Below are 22,804 nucleotides of genomic sequence, written 5' to 3'. Positions count from 1 at the left end.
ATTGGCGGAAGACTGCCCGGTACTGATCATCGACGACAATATCGACGACCGCGAGGTCTACCGGCGGATGCTCTCGCGCGTCGCCGGGATGAACTATATCGTCTCGGAAGCCGAAACCGGCGACCAAGGGATCAAGCTCGCCGAGAGCAAGCGGCCGAGCTGCATCCTGCTCGACTATTCGCTGCCCGGCCGCGACGGCCTCGGCGTGCTGGCGGAAATCCTCAAGCGCGACCCGACAGCCAATGTCATCATGCTGACCGGCCAGGGCAACGAGACCGTTGCCGTCGAGGTGATGAAGAACGGCGCGCGCGATTATCTGACGAAGGATTCGCTCTCGCCTGAATCGCTACATCGCTGCATCCAGAGCGCCGTCATGCATGGCGCGCTGGAGATGAAACTGGAGCAGAAGCGCCAATCGCTGGAGATCTTCACCCGCGCCATGGCGCATGACCTGAAGGAGCCGCTGCGGACCATCAAGTCGTTCAGCAAGATCCTGCACGGCTCGGCAGCGCTTCCGACGGAAGACCGCGAGCTGCTCGACTACATCCTGAGCGCCGCCGACCACATGGAAGACCTGATCGTCAAGGTTTCCGGCTTCACCAAGCTGGAGGTCTCCGGTGATCTGGAGATGAAGCCGGTGTCGATCGCCGCGGTGCTCGATCAGGTCGAGGACAACCTGCACCAGCAGATGGAAAGCCGCCAGGCGACGATCGTGCGCGGCGAGCTGCCGGAGGTGATGGGCGACGGGACGCTGCTGATCCAGGTGATGCAGAACCTGATCTCCAACGCCATCCGCTATTGCGAGGATCAGCGGCCCGAAGTGCGGGTGACCGCCGAGGCGGCCGACGGCGGGCTCTGCCGCCTGCTCGTCAGCGACAATGGCCCGGGCATCGATCCCGAACATCGCGAACTCATTTTCCAACCCTTCAAGCGGCTGGTCGGACGCGGTATCGAGGGAACCGGGCTCGGCCTTGCGATCTGCCGGCGTATCGCCCAGCTGCATGGCGGGGCGATCTGGTGCGAGGCAAAGACCGGGCGTGGGGCGACCTTCGTGCTCGAACTGCCGCTGGCGCGGAGCATGCCTGCCACAGCTGCCCGCGGTGCCGAGGCACAGGCGGCACGCGTCTCAGAGCAGAGCGCCGATACCGGAGGGCGGCTTGCCGAGGTTCTGCTCGTCGAGGATAGCCCGGCCGATATCCAGCTTCTGAAGCTGAAGCTGATGCGGCGCGAAAAGGTGAGCTTCAACCTGCATGTGGCGACGAACGGGCGCGAGGCGATGCGGCTTCTGGAGGATCGGGCGGGCAACGTTTCGCAGCCGCCGATGGACCTGATGCTGCTCGATATCAACATGCCGATCATGGACGGTTTCGAGGTGCTGAACGCGCTTTCGGCGGACGCGCGCTTCAAGGAAATACCGGTCTGCATCCTGAGCACATCGAGCGACGAAGGCGACATGCAAAGGGCCAAGGACCTCGGCGCTCTCGCCTATATGATCAAGCCGCCGACGCTCCAGCAGCTGGAGCAGGCGCTCGAAGGCGTCGACAGTTTGGAATTGCAGCCGCGCGGTGATGCCCTAGTTCTTTGTGCAGAACAATCGAGGCAATCTCCAACGGCACTGGTATGACTTTAGTATCCGCATTAGTTCTGGCGCTTCTCGCCACTCCCCAACAATACGGACTGCTTTCGATGATTTCTGGCATACATCACATCACCGCCATCACCCGCAAAGTGCAGGCGAATGTGGATTTCTATGCCGGTTTCCTCGGTATGCGGCTCGTCAAGCAGACCGCCGGTTTCGAGGACGAAACCCAACTGCACCTCTTCTATGGCGATGGCGAGGGCACGCCCGGCTCGCTGCTGACCTTCCTTGCCTGGGAAGACGGCTCGCAGGGACGCGCCGGCTTCGGTCAGATCAGCGAGATCGCGCTGGCGATCGACCCAACGAGCATCGGCTACTGGCTGACGCGGGCCATGAGCTTCGGTATTCGCATGGAAGGACCGGCCGATGAATTCGGCGAGCCGGTGCTGCGCTTCAAGGACCCCGATAACATCATTCTAAAGCTTGCCGGAAACAGGGAGCTCAAGAGCGCTGCCGCCTGGGAGGGCGGACCGGTTCCGATCGAGCACGCCGTTCAGCGCGTACGCGGCGCGACGATGCTGACCGAGACGCCGGCCGAAAGCCGCGCTTTCATCGAGAGCCATTTCGGCTATCGCTTCCAGGAAAACAAGGGCGCCATCGACCGGCTTGTTTCGGATTCCGGCGATGTCGTCGATGTTCGCAACGCGAAGGGTTTCTGGTCGGGGGCGCCGGGCACCGGTGCGATCGATCACGTGGCTTTCCGCGCGGCGGATGAAGCCGAGCTGAAATCCGTTCATGACGCGCTTGCCAGGTCGACGGACTCGGCGACTAACATGCATGACCGGAAGTATTTCAAGTCGCTCTATGTGCGCGAACCTGGTGGGACGCTGATCGAGCTTGCGACCGACAAGCCCGGGATGACGATCGATGAGCCGGCACCGACGCTCGGCACCAAGCTGTTCCTGCCGCCGAAGGATTCGATCAAGGACCTGAAGGACCTCAAGGTCATCCTGCCGCAATTCTCGATGCCGGGCGAACCGCGCGTGAACTACCGCGAACTGCCCTTCGTGCACCGCTTCTACACGCCGCCGGATCCGGATGGCAGCGTCTTCGTGCTGCTGCACGGGTCGGGCGGTAACGAGACGACGCTGATGCCGCTGTTGCACAAGGTTGCCCCGCGAGCGACGCTGCTCGGCGTGCGCGGCCGCGCCACCGAGGAAGGCTTCCCGCGCTGGTACAAGCGCATCACGCCCTTCTCCTTCGATCAGGACGACATCAAGAACGAGGCGGAAGCCTTCGCGGCCTTCATCGACGGCGCGGTCAAATCCTACGGGCTCGACCCGAAGAAGATCGTCTATGTCGGCTATTCCAACGGCGCGAACCTTCTGAACTCGCTGATCTACCTGCACCCCTCGCTCATTCACAAAGCGGTGCTGCTGCGCTCCATGCCCGTCTTGACCAACTATCCGCATGCAGACCTGAAGGGCACCGACCTGCTCGTCATCAGCGGCAAGACAGACGCCTATGGCAAATATGCGAGCGAGCTGGAAGGGCGGCTGAAGACCTCGGGCGCGACGGTCGATTCGGACGTTATCCCCGGCGGGCACGATCTCGGCGACGCCGACGTGCCGATTATCCAGCAATGGCTGCTCAGAGAAAACCAGTAACGGCACGGCGCGGAAAGACTGTCCGCGCCGCCGCTTGTTCTTGGTTTTGAACTTGCGCTTGAAGTTAATCCGGCAGCAACCGGTGTTTTAGAACTTTGCGGCAGGCAGGATGCAAATAGCTGAAGTCACCGGTTTCAGCGCACAACCTTCTATTGTGCAGCGCAAATCAGCCAGTGAGCATCGGAAAAACAATCATCAAAGAAAAATAAATATATCTCTATCGTATTCACATATATTTTTGCGACATAAAACCGATATTACAGAGATTATATCGATGCTGAGATTACCTTAAATACCAATCGACTTATAAATTTCACGTTGATCACGAATTATTACAAATATTCGGAAGATCAATTTACCTAATTCACGAATAAAATTCATTCGCCTATAAATTACCTCATTCTTTCCGTTTCTTCTGTGCCTGTTCTATTTTGCTGCATTGCAAAAATTTCTTGCCGAACCTCTGTGTCCGACCTATCTTGCCCCGGACATCGATCGCAGAAGGGGAAATTGAATGCCTCCTCGGCCCGTTGACATCAGCCTGATTATCTCATCGAGAAATCGGGCGAGTGGCCTGTTGAACTGCCTGGATGCGATTGCAAATGCCGCCCGTCTGTCGGGCGATTTGCAGTTGGAGCTCGTCTTCGTCGATAACGGATCGACAGACGATACGTCGGAAGTATTCCGCCGCTGGGCCGCGGTCGCGCCCCTGCATACCAATCTCATCTATGAGACGCTGCCGGGGCTCGCCAATGCCCGCAATAGCGGGATCGCCGCGGCGGCCGGGAGGTTGCTTGCCTTCACAGACGACGATTGCGAAGTGCTGCCCGACTATTTCACCGTGATCGCCGGTCTGTTTGCGGCTGATCGGGGCATCGTCATGCGCGGCGGCCGGGTGGAGCTCGGCGATGTCCGTGACCTGCCTGTCACGATCAAGACAGAGCGCGAACCGGCGGTTCTGACGAACGAGCTGCATGCCGGCGGTTTCATCCATGGCTGTAACATGGTGTTTCCGCGCGCCCTCGTCGATCAGGTCGGCCAGTTCGATCCGCGTTTCGGCGCCGGAGCGACGTTCCGCTCGGGCGAGGACACCGATTACATCCACCGCGCCTTCAATGCCGGCATTCGCGTCGAATATGTTCCGGAGCTCGAGGTGAAGCATTTCCACGGCCGCCGTAAGGTCGAGGATATCCATCGCCTGCATGCCGGATACGCATTCGGCAACGGTGCGCTTTACGCCAAATATCTGTTCGACAAGCGCTCGAACATGCGCGGCATGCTGCGCTGGGATATTCGCCAGGCGGTTCGCGAGGCGCTCGGCGGCCAGCCGATGAGCAAGGAGATGGGGCTCACCTATCGCCGCCAGCTCAGGGACAATCTGACCGGCATGCTCGCCTATTGGCGCAGCACGCGCGGCAAGACCCCGGCCGCAGCCCGCACCTGAAACAGATCCAAAGGCCGCCCGCGAGCGGCTGCAATCGATAGGACGCCGAATGGCAGAACATGCAGTTGCGCACGCCGACCTGAAAAAGAAGACGGCCCTTTCCGTCCTCTGGTCGGTGGTCCGCGTGGCCTGGAGCACGATCGCGACCTTCGTGATCTTCGTGATCCTGGCGCGCATTCTCGGCCCCGGCGATTTCGGTACCTTTGCGCTTGCGAGCCTCTTCGTCGAGATCGGCCGTGTGCTTGCCTATGCCGGGCTGGGCGATGCCATCACCCGGCAGCTCGATCTCGATGAGGAGCTTGCCGACACCTGCTTCTGGGCGACCGTCGCCTTCAGCGCCATCGTGGCGGCGATCGTCTTCGTCTTCGCGCCCTATTACGGCGAGCTCGTTCGCGATGAATCTGTATCCGGCATCCTGCGCTGGCTGGCGCCGCTGCTGCCGGTCTCCTCGTTGGCCGTCATCCACAATGCGCGCCTTGCCCGCGAGTTCGGTCACAAGAACCTTGCGGCGCAGAGCATTGCCGCCAGCCTCCTCTCCGGCATCACCGCGGTCGTCTGCGCCTATCTAGGCTGGGGCATCTGGGCACTGGTGGCGCAGACCGCCGTCAACGCCGCGGTCACCGTCGTTCTCGGCTGGGTCGCCTATCCCTGGATGCCGCGCCTGCGCTTCAACGTCGAGAAGTTCCGCTCGGTCTTCCTGTTCAGCGTCAGCCTTGTCGTGACACAGCTGATGTGGATGCTGCTGGCGCGCGTACAGGACATCTTCATTTCACGCTGGTACGGCGCCGTCGAAGTCGGCCGTTACCGCATCGCCTGGCGGCTCATCGAGCTGATCGGCCAGGCCGTTCTGGCGCCGATCGGCAGCGTTTCGCTGGTAACGCTCTCGCGCCTGCAGAACGACCGCGTCGCCTTCCGCAACGCCTATAACAAGATTGTCGGCGCCGCAGCACTCGGCACCATTCCGCTGCTCTTCGGCTTCGGCGCCCTGTCGAACGACATGATCGCCCTGCTCTTCGGCGACAAATGGGGCAATGCCGGCGATATCGCCACCGTGCTGGTGCTGATGTCTGTGCCGTTCGTGACGAACTTCTTCGCCTCCTCGGCGCTCTCAGCCGTCAACCGCGCGGAATCGATCCTTTCAGTCGCCGCCCTGCAGTTTGCCGCGACGCTGCTACTGACGTGGCTGCTGGTGCCATACGGCATTCTCGCCGTTGCGGCCGGTTACGTCCTGCGCGCCTGGCTGACGATGCCCTATCAGCAATATGTGCTGCATCGCTATGCCGGCATCGACTCGCTCGGCACCTTCAAGGCCGTGGCGCTGCCCTTCTGCGGTGCCGCCGTCATGGCCGTCTGCGTCTGGTTCGCGCACCCCGTCATTGCCGCCCATATCCAGAGCCGCTGGCTGGTGCTCGGGTTCAGCATCGGCCTTGGCGCCGTCATCTATCTCGCCTTCCTGCCGGTCTTCGGCAGATCCGCAATCCGCCCCTATATCGCGCTCGGCAAGTCATTGCTGCCGTTCGGGAAGCGGGCAGAGGCCTAGCCGCCGGGGCTGGGCCAGACTCTTCAACAGGAGCCACTGTATGCAGGAAACCAACATTACGATCATCAACCGCCTTCAGGGTTTGATCGCAAATTGCCTTTCCGATCTCGTCGATCCGGCAGAGCGCTTCGCGCTGCTCGATTTCCCGAACCACTACAATATCGGCGACAGCGCCATCTGGCTGGGGGAACTTGCCTATTTCGACCGCCGCAAGACGCGGCCGGCCTATGTGACGGAAATCCCGACCTACAATGACGAGCGCATGCTGGCGGCGATCGGCGATGGCCGCATCTTCCTGCATGGCGGCGGCAATTTCGGCGATATCTGGGCCGGCTACCGGCAGTTCCGCGAGGACATGCTGACGAAGTACAAGGGCCGGCCGATCGTGCAGATGCCGCAGACGATCCACTTCAGGGAGCAGGCCGGTATCGACAGCACGGCCCGCGCCATCGAGAAGCACGGCAATTTCACGCTTCTGGTGCGCGACCACAAGAGCTTCGAATTCGCCAAGCGCTGGTTCCAGTGCGATGTCCGTCTTTGCCCCGACATGGCTTTCTGCATCGGCCCGGTCAGCCGCCCGGCGCCACAGCACGAGCTATTGCTCAACCTGCGCGAAGACCAGGAAGTCGGCGCGCCGCAGGATCTGACCGCCGCCACCAGCCGCCCGGGCACTGTGAAATCCGACTGGCCGGATGAGCCCGCCGATTTCCAGCGCCATACCAAGCATACGGCGATCCTGAAGGGGCTGATGTCCGGCCGCATCGGCGGACGCGCGAAGATGACCGAGCTTGCCTATCGCGAGCGGGCGCAGCAGCGCTTCGACCGCGGCGTGGCCTTGCTCGGCTCCGCACGGCAGGTCATCACCGACCGCATGCACGGCCATATCATGTGCGTGCTTCTCGGCGCCGACCATTGCGTGCTCGACAACAGCTACGGCAAGACCAGCAGCTTCATCGAAGCCTGGGGCACCTGCAACAATGCTGAGAAGGCAGCGATCGCTGCAACGGTCGACGAAGCGCTCGGCATCCTCGATGCCCGGCGCATGCAGCCGGCAGCCGTCGCCTGACGATCAGCCTCGCCGGGCAATCATGATCCCGGCGAGCACCACCAGACCGCCGAGCGCCTGCATCGGGCCGATCGCCTCGTTGAGCAGTACCCAGGCGAGAATGGCCGCGACGACGGGCTGCAGCAGCAGCGTCAGCGAGGAGAAGGCGGCCGGCAGATAGGCGAGCGCGAAGGCGATCGCCACCTGGCCGCTGGCATGGCTGACGAAGGCGAGACCGAAGACGATCGCCCAGCCATAGGCCGTCGGCGGCAGCATCTGCGGCTCGAAGAAGAAGCCGAGCGGGAAGACGCAAACGGCGGCCGATGCCGTGCTCCAGAGCATGATGCGGATCGTATCGAAGCGGCTGCGCAGCTGGCCGATCGCCAGGATATAACCGGCATAGAAGACAGCCGCGATGATCGCGACGCCATCGCCGCGCAGATCGCCGTTGCCGAAAGCCGAGGGACCGCCCTTCAGGACGATGACGCCGACAAGCGCCAGTGCCAGACCCATCACGAAGATGCGGGAGACCGGCGCGCGGAAGAAGATGAAGCCGATGACGGTGACGAAGACGGGCGCGAGGTTTGCGAGCAGCGTCGCATTGGCGACCGAGGTCATGGTGATCGACAGGTGCCAGGCGGCAAGATCGGCCGCCAGAATCACGCCCGGCAGGATCAGCATTGCGTAATCGGAAAGCTTTTCCGGCTTCGGGCCGCTGTCCTTCTTGATCAGCGAGAAGATGAAGATCGGAATCAGCGCCAGCGCCACGCGCCAGAAGGCCGTCGCCATCGGCCCGACTTCCGAGAGTCGCACGAAGATCGGCGAGCCGCCGATCGCGGCACCGCCAAGGATGAGTGCGGTCAGGGCAAAACGCTGGGAGGGAGCGGTTTCAACGGAGGGGGCTGCGGCCTGCGACATGATCTTCTATGCTCTCAGGGCGGCTAGGATTGAGGTGCCAGCCCTGAGGCGGATTATCAGATCGCCATGCCGAGGGATAGCGCAGGAACGACACCCCCGAAACAAAAGCTCAGCCGGTGACCACGGAGGAGAATTCCGGGTTGCCACGGATCGTGTTGCTGACGGTGCAGATTTCGTCTTCGGCGAGATGGGCGATCTTCTGTCGCGTCGCGTCGTCTATATCGCCCTTGATCGAGAAGGCGATGTTGAACTTCTGCACGCGTGACAGGCCTTCGGGCGCCTTCTCGCCCGTCACGTCGGCGGTGATCTCGGTGATCTTGTCGAGAATGCCGAGATTGCTGGCGGCGATGCGGGCGCTGAGCACCAGGCAGGCCGAGAGCGAGGAATAGAGAAGATCGAGCGGGTTGAAGCCCGGCTGCGACGGGCTGGTGACGATATCGATCTCGCCCTTCGTCGCCGATGTGACATGCGGGAAACCGGTGCGGCCAAGAACGGCCTTGGCGCCTGTGGGTCTGGGTCTTGCTTTGAGATCGGCCATGCCGCGACACTCCATTTGATATGAGATTGAGATAGTGAGTTTGGCGGCGGGAAGCAACGAAACGGCTTCCCTCAAATCCGGAGACGCGCGCATTTGAATGCTGTATCAGGCAGCACATGAAGAAAAAACAGATCGCGATCATCGGGGGTGGCCCGGCGGGCCTGATGGCGGCGGAAACGCTGGCCGTTTCAGGGCATGCGATCACCATCTACGATGCGATGCCGACGCTGGCGCGCAAGTTTCTGCTGGCGGGAAAATCCGGGCTCAACATCACGCATTCCGAGGACTACGAGCGGTTTGCAGCGCGCTTCGGCAGTGCGTCCACGCGGCTTCGCCCGGCGCTCGATCAGTTGACGCCTGCGGATATCCGCGAGTGGGCCGCCGCGCTCGGCACGGAAACCTTCGTCGGCTCCTCCGGCCGTGTCTTCCCCAAAGTGATGAAGGCCTCGCCGCTGCTCCGCGCCTGGATCGCCCGACTGGAAAGACAGGGCGTTGCGATCGCCAAACGCCACCGCTGGACGGGCTTTGATGGCCGCGCCTATGTCTTCGAAACGCCCGAGGGCCGCAAGACAATAGAGGCCGATGCCGCGCTACTGGCCCTTGGTGGCGCAAGCTGGCCAAAGCTCGGCTCCGACGCCGCCTGGGTGCCGTGGCTGCGCGACAGGGGTGTCGAGATCGCACCCTTCCGCCCGGCCAATTGCGGCTTCGATGTCGACTGGAGCGCGATCTTCCGGGATCGCTTCGCCGGTGCGCCACTGAAGGCAGTGACGACGACATCCGCTGCGGGCACCCTCCCCGGCGAATTCGTCATCTCGCGCCACGGCATCGAGGGCAGCCTCGTCTACGCGAATGCGGCTGCGCTTCGCGCTGAGCTTGACGGCAAGGGAACAGCATCCCTCATCGTCGACCTGGCGCCGGGCCGGCCGCTCGAGCGCATCGCGGCCGATCTCGCCCGGCAGGACAGGAAGGCCAGCCTCTCGAACCGCCTGCGCAAGGGCGCCGGTCTCGATGCGGTCAAGGCTGCGTTGGTTCGCGAACTTGTGCCCGAGGACGCGTTGAAGTACCCGCAGCGGCTTGCCGGGCAGATCAAGGCGCTGCCCATCCCGCTGACGGCAACCCGCCCGATCGCCGAAGCCATCTCGTCGGCCGGCGGCATTTCGCTCGATGCGATCGACGACAGTTATATGCTGAAGGCCCTGCCTGGCCTGTTTGCCGCGGGCGAGATGCTGGACTGGGAAGCGCCGACCGGCGGCTATCTGCTCACCGCCTGCATGGCCACCGGAAAGGCTGCGGCTGCTGGCATGCATGCCTGGCTGGAGAAAGCCACCTAGCCGGCCTTGTGCCGTATGCCCCTGATACGGTTGACGACTTCGGCCAGGAAGACACCGAACAGCGCCCCCATGCTCTTCGTCGCCGCATCCTCGAAATGCGCGTGGCGCGTCGGGGACAGGAACTGCAGCGTCTCCAGCGCAAAAGCACCGATGACCAGCAGGATGGCGCAGAGCACGATACGGCGCGGATAGCCGGTGACGAACAGGATGCCCATCACCATGAAGGCCATCGCCCTGTCGACATCGACATCGATGATGTCGTGCGGCCGGTATTCGATCGGACACAGGGTCACAAAGACAACGGCGGCCAGCGACAGCCAGGCGGCCACTCTTACCAGAAGCATCTTGTTCATGGGCCGAAGCCTAGGCCGATGGCGACCGGGCGCAATTCAGCCAAAAGTACAAAATGGGCTAATCCGCGCGCTGCTAGGCGGTGCGATCAAACAGTCGGCGTTTATTGATTTGATGAGAAAGAAGAGTGGTGCCCAGACGCGGATTTGAACCACGGACACGCGGATTTTCAATCCGCTGCTCTACCAACTGAGCTATCTGGGCATTCCTGCTTCGGCCTGCATTCCTTCCAAGAAGGAACCGGAGGGTTTGGTGTGCCCCGGAAGCGAGCGGGGTTATAGCATCTTGTCGGGACATGGCAAGCGTCAAATGACAGTTTTTTGCCAGTTGTCGAATTTTTACAAATTAACGAGCAAATTGAATGGGTTCACTCGCAAAAATCTGTGGCTATTCCTCGTCCTCGTAACCGGCCTTCTTCTCATCCTCCGCCACGGGGATGGCATAGGAGCCCGTCAGCCAGCGCGAGAGATCAACCTCGCGGCAGCGGTTCGAGCAGAACGGGTAGTGTTCGCGATGCGATGGCTTGCCGCATTCCGGGCAGGGACGCGTCTTGCGTAGCGGTTCGACCTTGGCGGTCGGCTTCTTTTCGTCTTCAGACATGAGGATGTCTCCTCCGGGCTTAGCCCTCGGGCCACCGGCTGTGCACGTCGAAGCCTTCGCCAGTCAGCAAGAGGATGGTTTCATAGAGCGGCAGGCCCACGACATTGGTGTAGGAGCCAACCATTTTCTGCACGAAGCTACCCGCCAGGCCCTGGATGCCGTAGGCACCGGCCTTGCCGCGCCATTGGCCGGAGGCGAGATAGCTTTCGATCTCGAAACCGGAGAGGCGCTTGAAGCGCACCTTGGTCTCGACGATCTTCTGACGGACCTTGCGATCCGGGGTTACCAGGCAGACGCCGGTATAGACCCAGTGGCTGCGGCCGGAAAGCAGATGCAGCGAGGCAGAGGCCTCATCCGCAAATTCGGCCTTGCCGAGGATGCGGCGGCCGACGGCCACGACCGTATCGGCCGCCAGAATGTAGCTGCCCTTCCAGGCCATGTCGCCCTTGATCGCAGCGAGCGCGGCTTCCGCCTTTTCAGTGGAAAGCCGGCGCGCCAGCGAGCGGGGATGTTCCGATTTCTTCGGCGTCTCGTCGATATCCATCGGCATCAGCCGCGACGGTTCGATCCCTGCCTGATTGAGCAGGTCGACGCGGCGCGGCGAACCGGAAGCCAGGATGAGCTTGTATGTGAGCGCCATGGAACCTCGACCGGAAAGGAAGCCTCGAGGGCTTGCGGCCCAAGCTTACTTGAAACGGTAGGTAATACGGCCCTTGGTGAGGTCGTACGGGGTCATTTCCACAAGAACCTTGTCACCAGCCAGAACGCGAATGCGGTTCTTGCGCATGCGGCCGGCGGTGTGGGCGATGATTTCGTGATCGTTCTCAAGCTTCACGCGGAAGGTCGCGTTCGGCAGAAGTTCGGTCACGATACCCGGAAATTCAAGGACTTCTTCTTTAGGCATATAAGGCTTTTCTTCCTGTCGGTTGAGATGGCGGACCTGGGCCGCCTCAAAATTTGCGCGGAAACTACACAATCAAGGGTCATTTGTGAACCTAATTGATTGGGCTTTCTTCCTTTTGTTCACGCCGACTGCGCGGCGATGCCACTTCGCCTGAGTAGCCGGCTCTCGATCAGCGCCGATATGTGATCCCGTACCTCTCTATAGGCATCGAGAATCTGGTCGCGGCTGCCGGTTTCGCCGGTCGGATCCATGGTCGGCCAATACACCACTTCAACGGCGTTGGCGCGCGTCAGTTCCAGGGCGGCGTGGTGGGCCTGCGGAGACAGCGTGATGATGAGATCGAAATAATCGTCTTCGAGCTCGTCCAGCGTCTTCGGCAGGTGGCGGCCGAGCGACAGGCCGATCTCCTCGAGCACGACATCGACGAAGGGATCGCGCTCGCCGGCGCGAACGCCTGCAGAGCGTATATAGGTATTTGACGGCAGCACACTGCGGGCGATCGCTTCGGCCATCGGCGAGCGGATGGCATTCATGCCGCACATGAAGAGGATCGCGCCCGGCGCCTTGCCTTCTGCGGTGAGCGGAGCGGGCTCCATCCCGGTCATCCGCGCCAGTAGAGCACGCAGACCAGCGTGAAGATGCGGCGCGCCGTGTCGAAATCGACGTCGATCTTGCCCTTCAACCGGTCCTTCAGGGTCTGCGAGCCCTCGTTATGGATGCCGCGGCGGCCCATGTCGATCGCCTCGATGCGGCTGGGCGAGGCTGAACGGATCGCCTCGTAATAGCTCTCGCAGATCATGAAGTAGTCCTTCACGATACGGCGGAAGGGCGTCAGCGAGAGGATATGGGTGGCGACATCGCCGCCCTCCTCCGTCCTGATGACGAAGACCAGCTTGCTGTCGACAAGCGAGATGTTGAGCTTGTACGGCCCGCCCGGGTGACCGGCAGGCTCAAAGGTGTTTTCCTCGATCAGATCGAAGATCGCGACGGCGCGCTCGTGTTCGACATCGGGCGTCGAACGGCCGATCGTGTCGTCTAGGACGACATCAGAAAGCCGGAAGTCGCCCTTCGCCATGCCTCACCTTTCGAGATTGAGGCGGATCGCGACCGATCGCGCGTGGGCATCAAGGCCTTCGGAAACCGCAAGCGCGATCGCCGCCGGGCCGAGCTCGCGCAACTGCTGCGGGCCGAGACGGAGGATCGAGGTGCGCTTGACGAAATCGAGCACTCCAAGGCCGGACGAAAAGCGCGCCGAACGGGCCGTCGGCAGAACGTGGTTCGAGCCGCCGACATAATCGCCGATCACTTCGGGCGTATGTGCGCCGATGAAGATCGCACCGGCATTGCGGATGCCATCGAGCAGCGCATCCGGATCGGCGGTGGCAAGCTCCAGATGTTCCGGCGCGATGCGGTTTGCGAGCGGGATAGCGTCCTTCAGATCCTTGACGAGGATGATCGCGCCGAAATCGCGCCAGCTGGCGGCAGCGGTATCGGCCCGGTTCAGCGTTTTCAGCTGGCGCTCGACGGCGGCTTCGACGGCCTTGGCGAATTCCGCGTCATCGGTGGCGAGGATTGCCTGCGAGCTTGCGTCATGTTCGGCCTGGGCCAGAAGATCGGCGGCGATCCAATCCGGATTGTTGTCCTTGTCGGCGATGACGAGAACTTCCGAGGGACCGGCGATCATGTCGATACCGACGGTACCGAAGACGTGGCGCTTGGCGGCGGCAACGTACGCATTGCCGGGGCCGGTGATCTTGGCGACCGGGGCGATCGTTTCGGTACCATAAGCGAGCGCCGCAATCGCCTGCGCGCCGCCGACACGGTAGATTTCCGAAACGCCTGCCAGCTTGGCGGCAGCGAGAACGGCCGGATTGACCACGCCGCCGGTTGCCGGCACGGCGATGACGATGCGATCGACACCCGCGACCTTGGCCGGAACGGCATTCATCAGCACGGAGCTCGGATAGCTCGCCGTGCCGCCGGGCACATAGAGACCGACGGCTTCGATCGCCGTCCAGCGCGAGCCGAGGCCGACACCCATCGCATCCTCGTAGATATCGTCCTTCGGCAGCTGGCGGCGGTGATGGGATTCGATGCGGACGGCGGCGACCTTGAGCGCGCCCAGCACTTCGGCCGGCACAGCTTCGACGGCCGCGTCGATCTCGGCTTCGGTGACGCGCATCGGCACCTTGGCAAAATCGATGCTGTCGAATTTCTTGGAATATTCGGCAAGTGCGACGTCGCCGCGGGCGCGGACATCATCGATGATGGCGCGGACGGCAATGTTGACGTCTTCGGAGACCTCGCGCTTGGTCGTCAGGAAAGCGGCAAAACGCTGCTCGAAACCTTCGGATGCCTGATCAAGCCAGATTGCCACGCTCAATTCCCTTCCAAACCAACGCTAAACGCCAAACAGCGCAGAAAAGATCGTTACGCGCCGGGATGGCGCGGCTTGGAGGCGGTTTCCCATGCCCCGCCGATATCTGCAAGCTGAACTTCGATGCATTCGACATCGAGAACGATCTCGGCGGCACCCGACAGCGTGATTTCGATCGTGCCTTCCGGACCCTCGCCCTTCGGCTCGAAGACGACGGATAGGAGCGACAGCACTTCATCGCGGCGCTTGCGATCGATGCCGGTCGAGCGGACGGCAAGAACGCGCTTGAAGACGAGGGCGGCGCGGCGGCGCTCGAAGCCCTTGCGCTTGCCATTGGCCTCTTCCCAGACGAAGCGGTTTGCCGCGAAGGCGAACTGCGCGTCCTTGGGCGACCAGGCGATGTCGCCGATCTTGAAAACGGCGTCCTGCAGATGCGCGGAGACCACGGCGAGGTCTTCACTGTCGAGTGCAAGAAGCTTCAGATCGGTCATGCAGGCTGTACCCCCGGTCGATGGTGCCGCATCGCCAGTATGACGATGCGCTAGACAAGGGAAATAGGACGCCGCGCGGCAATGCGCAACTCCCAAGCGGCAATGCGGCGCGGCCGCATCGCCGGGGGATAAAAGGGCGGAAACCGCCCTACCCTTATTCGCTGACGCGCTCGACGATCGCGCCGCAGCGCGTGAGCTTTTCTTCCAGACGCTCGAAGCCGCGATCAAGGTGATAGACACGCGACACCATGGTCTCGCCCTCGGCCGCGAGACCGGCGATGACGAGCGACACGGAGGCACGCAGGTCAGTCGCCATGACCGGTGCGCCCTTGAGGCGAGGAACGCCTTCGATCTTTGCCGTCTGGCCCGAGAGCGAGATCTTGGCGCCGAGACGGGCAAGCTCCTGCACGTGCATGAAGCGGTTTTCGAAGATGGTTTCGGTGACGTGAGAGACGCCGGACGAGCGGGTCATCAGCGCCATGAACTGCGCCTGCAGGTCGGTCGGGAAGCCCGGGAAGGGATCGGTGACGACGTCGACGGGCTTGATGCCCGCGCCATTGCGCTTGATGCGCACGCCGCTATTGGTGGCCGAGACATCGGCGCCGGCGCGGCGCAGGGTTTCGAAAGCGGTTTCGAGCAGCGCCATGTCGGTGTTTTCGAGAACGACGTCACCGCCGGTCATGGCAACGGCCATGGCATAGGTGCCGGTTTCGATACGGTCCGGCAGAACGCGGTGGCGGGCGCCGGAGAGCGACTGAACGCCTTCGATGGTGATGGTCGAGGTGCCTGCGCCGGTGATCTTGGCGCCCATGGCGATCAGGCAGTTGGCGAGATCGACGACTTCGGGTTCGCGGGCGGCATTGCCGATCACCGTCGTGCCGCGGGCAAGCGTTGCCGCCATCATCATGACGTGGGTGGCGCCGACGGAAACCTTCGGGAAGGTGTATTTGGCGCCGATCAGGCCGCCCTTCGGAGCCGTGGCGTTGATATAGCCGCCATCGATCTCGAGATTGGCGCCGAGCGCCGTCAGGCCTTCGAGGAAGAGATCGACCGGGCGCGTGCCGATGGCGCAACCGCCCGGCAGCGAGACGCGGCACTGTCCCTCGCGCGCCAGAAGCGGACCGATGACCCAGAAGGATGCGCGCATCTTCGAGACCAGCTCATAGGGAGCGGTCGTATCGACGATGGTGCGGCAGGTGAAATGGATCGTGCGGGAATAGGCATCATCCTGGCGCTCGCGGCGGCCGTTGACGGCAACGTCGACGCCATGATTGCCGAGAATGCGCATGAGCAGCTCGACATCGGCCAGATGCGGCACGTTCTCAAGGGTCAGCGTGTCGCTGGTCAGCAACGAGGCGATCATCAGCGGCAGTGCGGCATTCTTGGCGCCGGAAATCGGGATGATGCCATTCAGCTCATTCCCGCCGACAATTCTGATACGATCCATGGGGGCTTACGGGCTGCGCCCGCCTTTCCTGAAAGTTCTGCCTTTAAAAGGGATGGGGGTCTTTAGACGAATTCCCGCGACGCTTCAATTCGCCGCGGAGCCAACATTACGATTCGTCCATTTTTGCGGCAGGCAGGCCGATCGTCTGATCCGCCTCGCCGGAACGGCGCGCCCGGGTCTGCTGTTTGCGCCGGGAAAGATTTTCACGAAGTTTTTCTGCAGCCCGCTCCCGCCGGAGCCGGGCATGCTCTTCGATCGCCGCCTTGCGGCCGTTTGCAGGCTTTTCGCTATTGTCTTCCATGTGTTCTGCTTACCGGATTCCCGCCCTTGTCAAAAGAGCTTCGTCGTTAATCCACGCGAAGTTGGAAATTGCGGCTTGCGCTTGTCAAGAACCTGTGGCAATAGGCGCCCCGTCCACGCAACACAGCCCAACGGCTCGAAGCGTTCCTGGTCCTGCTGCCGTAGCTCAGTGGTAGAGCACACCCTTGGTAAGGGTGAGGTCGGTGGTTCAATCCCACTCGGCAGCACCAGTTTTTCTTCAAAAATCAACAACCAAGCCGCAAGTCCAAAGACCGTCGCCCTGCGCATAGTCGCTTCAAACGCGGGAACAATACGTGAATTGCAGAGATAATTCGTGCAAAATCCGTGCATAAACGTTCTAACGTTGACCGGATAAACTCGGAGACGCGCATGCAAATCAGCAAGCTTGACGCTGCGCGCAGGCAACTTCTCGCGGCTATACACCTCAACTGGTTTCTGACAGAGCCAATCGCCACCTATCAGCTAGCCGCAAATGCTGCAGAGTTATGCGATAGCCTTCTAGTGTCGATGGATAAGTTTCGTATGAAGGAGCATATCCGTCAGGTGACAGGCTGGAGCGAACAAGACATTGTTGCCCTCGTCAACAGGCCTAGAAATTTCACCAAGCACGCTAACCGTGATCCCGACGCGGTGATGGACGACATAACTCACGAGGACTGCGACGCAGTAATTCTCACCGCATGTTTGGATTACGGGATTGCAAGCGGGCGATCGCCGCTGCCGGTCGGCGTGTTTCTTGCGTGGCATTCCGCCGTATACCCGTCGAAACCTGATAGCCTGTTCTCTGGCTTGGCAAAAAAGCTATTCCCAAACCTGCAGCAGGAAACGCGAGAGGCACAGGTCCGGGCTGCTCGGCAGTACGTTGCTGGTCCTGTTGATAGTTGGCTACTCAACGATTCCAGAAACGAATTGACGGACGCGTGGCGTTGGATCGACCTGCGCAAGCACGGTCAAGACTTCCGCACTGAATAGCTCGGGAAACGCCGCGATGCCTTTGCAGTTCTGCATCAGCTGGGGAAGCAAGATGCGTAATCAGGTGGATGGTGGCACACGCCGAGAGAACAATTTATTGAGTTTAAACACTCTCCCCTTCCCTTTAACCAGTTGACTCATAGTTAAATCCTTGTCGCCGAAAGGCTTTTTGATAGGAGTGGGTATAAATGGGTGCTTCGATACTGATCGGTATTCTGATCACGTTTCTCGTCATCATTCTCGTGTTGTATTTGGTTCAACGCCTGCCGATCGATGGCCGCACCCGGCAGATCGTGCAGATGATCGTGATCATCATCGGTATCGTCTCGCTACTCAAATACCTGGCCATCTGGTAGAGCCAAAGGCCCGGCTTCGGCCGGGCCACACTGCTACGTGGCGGCCTGGAGTTCTCCCAATTTGACGCAGCCCACACGGCCAGCCTCACCTTAAATCCCCATTGCCCCGCCAAAATAACCCGCTAAAATACCCTCATGCAGCGGCACTGCGGGAGGAACGCGAGGGGCTGGCTGCGCGTTTTGGCGTACACACTGGAGGAATACGCCTATGGCAACTGACAGATGGGATAGTCCGGTCAAGGTGGGCTTCGAGGATACCGATGCCCGTACCGTCAACGGTCCGTTCGATGCGCTGAAATGCCTTGCCGATCTCTGGCCCGCCGCGCGCGGTTTGCGCTACCTCAAGGCCCGCAGTACCTGCCGTGCCGCGCTCGACGGCCGCAAGACGGCCGAAGAAGCGCGGATGGAGTTCGTGGCGGCTGCGGAAGAGGCGAAGCTCAAGCTTCACTAAACGTCCCGCCGGGCGAGCCGAGCCCGCAGTCGGGCATGGCTCGCTGGCCGGGAACGGTCGCAACGTCATGCGGACTGATATCGCTGAATGCGGTTTTGCCGGCGCCGTACCGGAACGGGATGGCCGTTAATTTTCGCTTAACCGTGGGGGAATCTGGCGCGGGATAGCCCAAGTATTGTCGTTGCGCCCTCGCGTTGTGCATCAATAGAACATCTGCAGCCATCATGATGATGGTCAGAGGCTCGTCACCCTCTGCACTATGCAGACGAGCCTCGAACAACCGATATTCTGGCAATACTTCAAGAATTTCATGCGTTAACAGCCGGCGTCGCTCTGGCTGTCCATTTCCAGATAGCCGACACCGATGATCGTTCCGTCGGGAGCGCGGATGAAGGACGGCACGTAGTGGGATTCGGGCTGCGGGCAGGCGACGGTACCGCTATATTCGTTCAGCGCCATCTGGTCCTGTGGCAGGGCCGAGTAATAATCGACATCGGTTTCGAGAGCGGCGGATGCGGGAATGGCGAAAGCGGCACTTGCAATAAAGAGGGCTGGAACCCCCAGACGGATGCAGGTCCTCATGACTATCTCCAGCGTTGAAATCCGCCCAATCAACCCGTGAAGGGCAGCTTTGGTTCCCCGCTTTTCTTCGCACGTTTTCGTGCGCACTTGCCGGAACTTTTCGGGCAGCGGCGCTGTTCAATAAGGTTGAGAACAGCATGGCCGGACGAAGTAGAATTAATCATGAAAACACTGATGCTGATCATCATCGCGCTCATGGTCGCTTCCATTCTGAGTATCCTTGTCATCAAGCCCTTCGAACAGGGCGGCAGCCAGGACGACACGCCGCAAAAGACCATCCAGCAGCCGGAGCCTAAGTAGCGCCCCGCTCTTGCCCCCGCAAATTTCGGCGCGCTCTACTTGGTGAAGCGGATTTTTGACGCCATATCAATGAAGGGTCGAAATGGGGGCAGCTTTCATGTTCAAGGTCATCGTTCCGGTTTTCACCGCCGCCGCCATGCTTGCGGCCTGCAGCGCCGCCGATAACGCCGGGCCGACGCCGATCCCGGGAAGCCTCACTTATGGCGGGCCGGCGCGCTCGAAGCTGACGAAGTCGCCGCCCGGCAGCTATGTCTACAACAGCTTCTACAATTCCAGCGGCCAGAAGGTGCAGGAGACCTATATCCTGCAGCCGGACCGGACGCTGAAGCTGACGCGCCAGGAAGTGGTTTCAGACTTCGTTTACTGACCACGCTTGACAGGAATCACTATCAAGAACATTCAAGGAACGTCTCATAGTCCGCGGCGCCAAGCGCGCGGGCGCCAACCGGACGGCTGGATGTATCTCGAAAAACTCAACCCGCAACAGCGCATGGCGGTGGAACACGGAACCCTTACCGAGGGCAGCCATGTCGCGGGCCCGCTGCTCGTCATTGCGGGCGCCGGTTCCGGGAAGACCAACACGCTGGCCCATCGCGTCGCGCACCTGATCGTCAAGGGCGCCGATCCGCGCCGCATCCTGCTGATGACCTTTTCGCGCCGGGCTGCCTCCGAGATGGCGCGGCGCGTCGAGCGCATCTGTGCCGAAGTGCTCGGCGCCAATTCCGGCATCATGGAGGATGCGCTTGCCTGGAGCGGCACGTTCCACGGCATCGGCGCGCGGCTGCTGCGCGACTATGCCGAGCAGATCGGCGTCGATCCGGCCTTCACGATCCACGACCGGGAAGACAGCGCCGACCTGATGAATATCGTGCGCCACGATCTCGGCTTCTCGAAGACCGAGAACCGCTTTCCGACCAAGGGCACATGCCTGGCGATCTATTCGCGGGTCGTCAATTCCGAAGGCGAGCTGCCGCTCGTCTTGCGCGATGCCTTTCCCTGGTGCGCGACCTGGGAGAACCAGCTGCGCGAGCTCTTCGGCGCCTATGTCGAGGCCAAGCAGGCGCAGAACGTTCTCGATTACGACGACCTGCTGCTCTACTGGGCGCAGATGGTGGCCGAGCCGATGATTGCCGAGGATATCGGCAGCCGCTTCGACCATGTGCTCGTCGACGAATATCAGGATACCAACCGGCTGCAGTCCTCGATCCTGCTGGCGCTGAAGCCGGATGGGCAGGGACTGACCGTCGTCGGCGACGATGCGCAGTCGATCTATTCCTTCCGCGCCGCAACGGTACGCAACATTCTCGACTTTCCGGCCTCGTTCACGCCAGCCGCCAATATCGTCACGCTCGACCGCAATTACCGCTCGACGCAGCCGATCCTCGCCGCCGCCAATGCGGTCATCGATCTCGCCTCGGAACGCTTCACCAAGAACCTCTGGACAGAACGGCAGTCTGCCGAGCGGCCGCGCCTCGTCACCGTGCGCGACGAGGCGGATCAGGCGCGCTTCGTTGCCGACAAGGTGCTGGAGAACCGCGAAGAAGGCGTGAAGCTGAAGAGCCAGGCGGTGCTGTTTCGCGCCTCGCATCACAGCGGCGCGCTGGAAGTCGAGCTCACACGGCGCAACATTCCCTTCGTCAAGTTCGGCGGGCTGAAGTTTCTCGACAGCGCCCATGTGAAGGACATGCTGGCGGCGCTGCGCTTTGCGCTGAACCCGCGCGACCGCGTCGCCGGTTTCCGGCTGATGCAGATCCTGCCCGGTGTCGGGCCCTCGACGGCGCAGAAGACGCTGGATCATATGGCGGCCGATCCGAGCCCGATTCAAGCGCTTGCCGAACTGGCCGCGCCGCCGCGCTCCGGCGATGACTGGACGGCCTTCGTGTCTGTGATGCAGGAGCTGAAGACCGGCAAGGCCGGTTGGCCGGTCGAGATCGGGCTCGTGCGGGAATGGTACCAGCCGCATCTGGAACGGCTGCATGAGGACGCCTCGACGCGCCAGGCCGACCTGCTGCAGCTCGAGCAGATCGCCGCGGGCTATCCTTCCCGCGAACGCTTCCTGACGGAGCTGACGCTCGATCCGCCGGATGCGACAAGCGATCAGGCCGGCGTGCCGCTGCTCGATGAGGATTACCTGATCCTGTCGACCATCCATTCGGCCAAGGGGCAGGAATGGACCAAGGTCTTCATGCTGAACGTCGTGGACGGCTGCATTCCCTCCGACCTCGCTGTCGGCACCAGCGCCGAGATCGAGGAGGAGCGGCGGCTCCTCTATGTCGCGATGACGCGGGCGAAGGACAATCTCGATCTCGTCGTGCCACAGCGCTTCTTCACCCATGGGCAGAATGCCCAGGGCGACCGTCACGTCTATGCTGCCCGCACCCGCTTCATCCCGGCGACGCTTCTGCAGTTCTTCGAAGTCTGCGGCTGGCAACAGGCCAAGGCCGAGACGGCGGCCAGCCAGCACGCGCGTCAGGTGCGGATCGATGTCGGCGCGCGCATGCGCGGCATGTGGCGCTAGGACCGCCTAAAGCGACAGAGGTTTGACGCTGCCGAAAAACGGTTCGATCGCTTCCTGGCCGACGGCGGCAAGCTCGGCCGGTTTCCATTTCGGATTGCGATCCTTGTCGATGACGGCGGCGCGCACACCTTCGTAGAAATCCGGCGTCTTCAGGATCTGCATGCAGGCGGCGAGCTCGCGGTTCAGGCATTCGGCGAGATCGGCACTCGCTCTTCCCTGTCGCAGCAGCCTCAGCGTCACCTTGAGACTGGTCGGCGAGCGCTTGAGGATGGTGGCGCGGGTCTCGGCGGCAAACTCACCCTCCTCCGCCTCCAGGGCAGCGATAACCTCCTCGACGCTGTCGAAGCCGAAGGCGCGGTCGATCACCTCGCGGTTATGCTGCAGGTGGCCGGCATGCGGGTGGATGGCGATATGTTTCAGCAGCGCATCGACCGCGGTCGAAGACGATCCGAGCGGCATGCGGGCCAGTGCATCGATCATTTCAGGCAAGCGGCCGGAGGCGATCTTGACGTCGGCGAGACCGGCATAGAGCGCGTCGGTGGCGTTCATCTCAAGACCTGTGAGGCCAGCCCATGTGCCGGTTTCGCCCGGCATGCGCGGCAACAGCCAAGTAGCGCCAACATCCGGGAAATAGCCGATGCCGGTTTCCGGCATGGCAAGCCGGGTGCGCTCGGTCACGACCCGGTGGCGGCCATGCACCGAGAGGCCGACACCGCCGCCCATGGTGATGCCATCCATGACCGCGACATAGGGTTTCGGGAAGTGGGCGATGCGATGATTGAGCGTGAACTCCTCGCGCCAGAAGGCTTCAGCATCCTCGGATCCGGAAAGACCGCTCTGATGCAGCGCGCGGATATCGCCGCCGGCGCAGAAGCCGCGCTCGCCCTCGCCTGTGACGACCACGGTTGCGACGTCAGGATCACCCTCGAATTCGTCAAATGCGGCATCCAGCATGCGCACCATCGGCAGCGTGAGGCTGTTCAGAGCCTTGGGGCGATTGAGGCGGACAATGCCGGCGCTGCCGCGCTTTTCGATGAAGACTTCCCGGTCGCTGTTCTTGTGCATGGTGTGC

At 61.8% G+C, this 22,804-nt stretch carries 26 protein-coding genes and 2 tRNA genes; 13 read left to right on the top strand and 15 right to left on the bottom strand.

Annotated features, from left to right (window positions below; genetic code table 11):
- The first annotated feature begins 1 nt into the window (after nt 1).
- From ACEN84_RS11905 to ACEN84_RS11885, 5 genes are all read left to right on the top strand, one after another.
- Entirely contained in the window at nt 2–1,624 is a 1,623-nt protein-coding gene (locus tag ACEN84_RS11905) for a response regulator (protein WP_130279067.1), read from the top strand.
- Nucleotides 1,625–1,686: 62 nt separating this feature from the next.
- On the top strand, nt 1,687–3,246 hold the full coding sequence (locus ACEN84_RS11900; protein WP_413710978.1) for a VOC family protein: 1,560 nt from the start codon (nt 1,687–1,689) through the stop codon (nt 3,244–3,246).
- 514 nt (nt 3,247–3,760) lie between these two features.
- Nucleotides 3,761–4,690: a glycosyltransferase family 2 protein gene (locus ACEN84_RS11895; RefSeq protein ID WP_413710977.1), complete on the top strand. Its 930-nt coding sequence runs from the start codon at nt 3,761–3,763 to the stop codon at nt 4,688–4,690.
- A 49-nt stretch (nt 4,691–4,739) separates the two neighbouring features.
- A complete protein-coding gene (locus ACEN84_RS11890) occupies nt 4,740–6,230 on the top strand; it encodes a lipopolysaccharide biosynthesis protein (RefSeq protein ID WP_199626175.1) in 1,491 nt (496 codons plus the stop codon).
- A 40-nt stretch (nt 6,231–6,270) separates the two neighbouring features.
- Nucleotides 6,271–7,296, top strand: a complete 1,026-nt coding sequence (locus tag ACEN84_RS11885) for a polysaccharide pyruvyl transferase family protein (RefSeq protein ID WP_112713378.1) — start codon at nt 6,271–6,273, stop codon at nt 7,294–7,296.
- A gap of 3 nt (nt 7,297–7,299) precedes the next feature.
- On the opposite strand, the gene ACEN84_RS11880 is transcribed toward ACEN84_RS11885, so the two are convergent.
- Both ACEN84_RS11880 and ACEN84_RS11875 read right to left on the bottom strand, forming a co-directional pair.
- The gene (locus ACEN84_RS11880; RefSeq protein ID WP_413710976.1) at nt 7,300–8,193 is read right to left on the bottom strand and encodes a DMT family transporter; all 894 of its coding nucleotides are present in this window, start codon (nt 8,191–8,193) and stop codon (nt 7,300–7,302) included.
- A gap of 109 nt (nt 8,194–8,302) precedes the next feature.
- A complete protein-coding gene (locus ACEN84_RS11875) occupies nt 8,303–8,731 on the bottom strand; it encodes an OsmC family protein (protein ID WP_413710975.1) in 429 nt (142 codons plus the stop codon).
- A gap of 116 nt (nt 8,732–8,847) precedes the next feature.
- On the opposite strand from ACEN84_RS11875, the gene ACEN84_RS11870 reads away from it, so the two are divergent.
- Nucleotides 8,848–10,062 carry a TIGR03862 family flavoprotein gene (locus ACEN84_RS11870; protein WP_413710974.1) on the top strand — a complete coding sequence of 405 codons (1,215 nt, stop codon included), beginning with the start codon at nt 8,848–8,850 and terminating at the stop codon, nt 10,060–10,062.
- Here ACEN84_RS11870 and ACEN84_RS11865 read toward each other — a convergent pair.
- The 11 genes from ACEN84_RS11865 to ACEN84_RS11815 form a co-directional block, all read right to left on the bottom strand.
- Nucleotides 10,059–10,415 carry a VanZ family protein gene (locus tag ACEN84_RS11865; RefSeq protein WP_413710973.1) on the bottom strand — a complete coding sequence of 119 codons (357 nt, stop codon included), beginning with the start codon at nt 10,413–10,415 and terminating at the stop codon, nt 10,059–10,061. The genes ACEN84_RS11870 and ACEN84_RS11865 overlap by 4 nt on opposite strands.
- A 126-nt stretch (nt 10,416–10,541) precedes the next feature.
- Nucleotides 10,542–10,617: transfer RNA gene (locus ACEN84_RS11860), tRNA-Phe, on the bottom strand.
- Nucleotides 10,618–10,800: 183 nt separating this feature from the next.
- Nucleotides 10,801–11,013, bottom strand: coding sequence for a DNA gyrase inhibitor YacG (gene yacG, locus ACEN84_RS11855; RefSeq protein ID WP_112713388.1), 213 nt, complete (start codon nt 11,011–11,013; stop codon nt 10,801–10,803).
- Between the two features lie 19 nt (nt 11,014–11,032).
- Nucleotides 11,033–11,653, bottom strand: a complete 621-nt coding sequence (locus ACEN84_RS11850; RefSeq protein WP_112713390.1) for a Maf-like protein — start codon at nt 11,651–11,653, stop codon at nt 11,033–11,035.
- Nucleotides 11,654–11,698: 45 nt separating this feature from the next.
- Complete coding sequence (gene infA, locus ACEN84_RS11845) at nt 11,699–11,917, bottom strand: translation initiation factor IF-1 (RefSeq protein WP_112713392.1); 219 nt, start codon at nt 11,915–11,917, stop codon at nt 11,699–11,701.
- 119 nt (nt 11,918–12,036) lie between these two features.
- The gene (locus ACEN84_RS11840; RefSeq protein WP_413710972.1) at nt 12,037–12,522 is read right to left on the bottom strand and encodes a low molecular weight phosphatase family protein; all 486 of its coding nucleotides are present in this window, start codon (nt 12,520–12,522) and stop codon (nt 12,037–12,039) included.
- Nucleotides 12,519–12,992, bottom strand: a complete 474-nt coding sequence (locus ACEN84_RS11835; protein WP_112387551.1) for a UPF0262 family protein — start codon at nt 12,990–12,992, stop codon at nt 12,519–12,521. Before ACEN84_RS11835 ends, ACEN84_RS11840 begins: the two co-directional genes overlap by 4 nt.
- 3 nt (nt 12,993–12,995) lie before the next feature.
- On the bottom strand, nt 12,996–14,294 hold the full coding sequence (hisD, locus tag ACEN84_RS11830; protein WP_199626171.1) for a histidinol dehydrogenase: 1,299 nt from the start codon (nt 14,292–14,294) through the stop codon (nt 12,996–12,998).
- A gap of 53 nt (nt 14,295–14,347) precedes the next feature.
- On the bottom strand, nt 14,348–14,785 hold the full coding sequence (locus ACEN84_RS11825; RefSeq protein WP_203429599.1) for a DUF2948 family protein: 438 nt from the start codon (nt 14,783–14,785) through the stop codon (nt 14,348–14,350).
- A 154-nt stretch (nt 14,786–14,939) separates the two neighbouring features.
- Entirely contained in the window at nt 14,940–16,232 is a 1,293-nt protein-coding gene (murA, locus tag ACEN84_RS11820; protein ID WP_413710971.1) for a UDP-N-acetylglucosamine 1-carboxyvinyltransferase, read from the bottom strand.
- 106 nt (nt 16,233–16,338) lie between these two features.
- Nucleotides 16,339–16,533 carry a hypothetical protein gene (locus ACEN84_RS11815; RefSeq protein ID WP_413710970.1) on the bottom strand — a complete coding sequence of 65 codons (195 nt, stop codon included), beginning with the start codon at nt 16,531–16,533 and terminating at the stop codon, nt 16,339–16,341.
- Nucleotides 16,534–16,687: 154 nt separating this feature from the next.
- Here ACEN84_RS11815 and ACEN84_RS11810 point away from each other — a divergent pair.
- From ACEN84_RS11810 to ACEN84_RS11795, 4 genes are all read left to right on the top strand, one after another.
- Nucleotides 16,688–16,762 (top strand) — tRNA-Thr (locus tag ACEN84_RS11810).
- A gap of 160 nt (nt 16,763–16,922) precedes the next feature.
- Nucleotides 16,923–17,525 (top strand): hypothetical protein, encoded by a 603-nt coding sequence (locus ACEN84_RS11805; protein WP_413710969.1) that lies wholly within the window; start codon nt 16,923–16,925, stop codon nt 17,523–17,525.
- A 188-nt stretch (nt 17,526–17,713) separates the two neighbouring features.
- Nucleotides 17,714–17,881 (top strand): Thivi_2564 family membrane protein, encoded by a 168-nt coding sequence (locus ACEN84_RS11800; RefSeq protein WP_413710968.1) that lies wholly within the window; start codon nt 17,714–17,716, stop codon nt 17,879–17,881.
- Nucleotides 17,882–18,089: 208 nt separating this feature from the next.
- On the top strand, nt 18,090–18,332 hold the full coding sequence (locus tag ACEN84_RS11795; protein WP_413710967.1) for a DUF982 domain-containing protein: 243 nt from the start codon (nt 18,090–18,092) through the stop codon (nt 18,330–18,332).
- A gap of 315 nt (nt 18,333–18,647) precedes the next feature.
- Here the strand turns inward: ACEN84_RS11795 and ACEN84_RS11790 are convergent, their stop codons facing one another.
- On the bottom strand, nt 18,648–18,914 hold the full coding sequence (locus ACEN84_RS11790; protein ID WP_112713410.1) for a hypothetical protein: 267 nt from the start codon (nt 18,912–18,914) through the stop codon (nt 18,648–18,650).
- Nucleotides 18,915–19,076: 162 nt separating this feature from the next.
- Between ACEN84_RS11790 and ACEN84_RS11785 the strand changes: the two genes are divergently transcribed.
- The 3 genes from ACEN84_RS11785 to ACEN84_RS11775 all read left to right on the top strand — a co-directional run bounded on the left by ACEN84_RS11785 (nt 19,077) and on the right by ACEN84_RS11775 (nt 21,732).
- Nucleotides 19,077–19,214: a hypothetical protein gene (locus ACEN84_RS11785; RefSeq protein WP_162708636.1), complete on the top strand. Its 138-nt coding sequence runs from the start codon at nt 19,077–19,079 to the stop codon at nt 19,212–19,214.
- A gap of 136 nt (nt 19,215–19,350) precedes the next feature.
- A complete protein-coding gene (locus tag ACEN84_RS11780; RefSeq protein WP_413711296.1) occupies nt 19,351–19,581 on the top strand; it encodes a hypothetical protein in 231 nt (76 codons plus the stop codon).
- A gap of 90 nt (nt 19,582–19,671) precedes the next feature.
- Entirely contained in the window at nt 19,672–21,732 is a 2,061-nt protein-coding gene (locus tag ACEN84_RS11775; RefSeq protein WP_413710966.1) for an ATP-dependent helicase, read from the top strand.
- A gap of 6 nt (nt 21,733–21,738) precedes the next feature.
- Here the strand turns inward: ACEN84_RS11775 and ACEN84_RS11770 are convergent, their stop codons facing one another.
- Nucleotides 21,739–22,797: an enoyl-CoA hydratase/isomerase family protein gene (locus ACEN84_RS11770; RefSeq protein ID WP_413710965.1), complete on the bottom strand. Its 1,059-nt coding sequence runs from the start codon at nt 22,795–22,797 to the stop codon at nt 21,739–21,741.
- Between the last annotated feature and the right edge of the window lie 7 nt (nt 22,798–22,804).

Source organism: Rhizobium sp. Rhizsp82, assembly GCF_047325115.1.
Taxonomy (GTDB): domain Bacteria; phylum Pseudomonadota; class Alphaproteobacteria; order Rhizobiales; family Rhizobiaceae; genus Rhizobium.
This window is presented reverse-complemented; position numbering and strand designations above follow the sequence as displayed.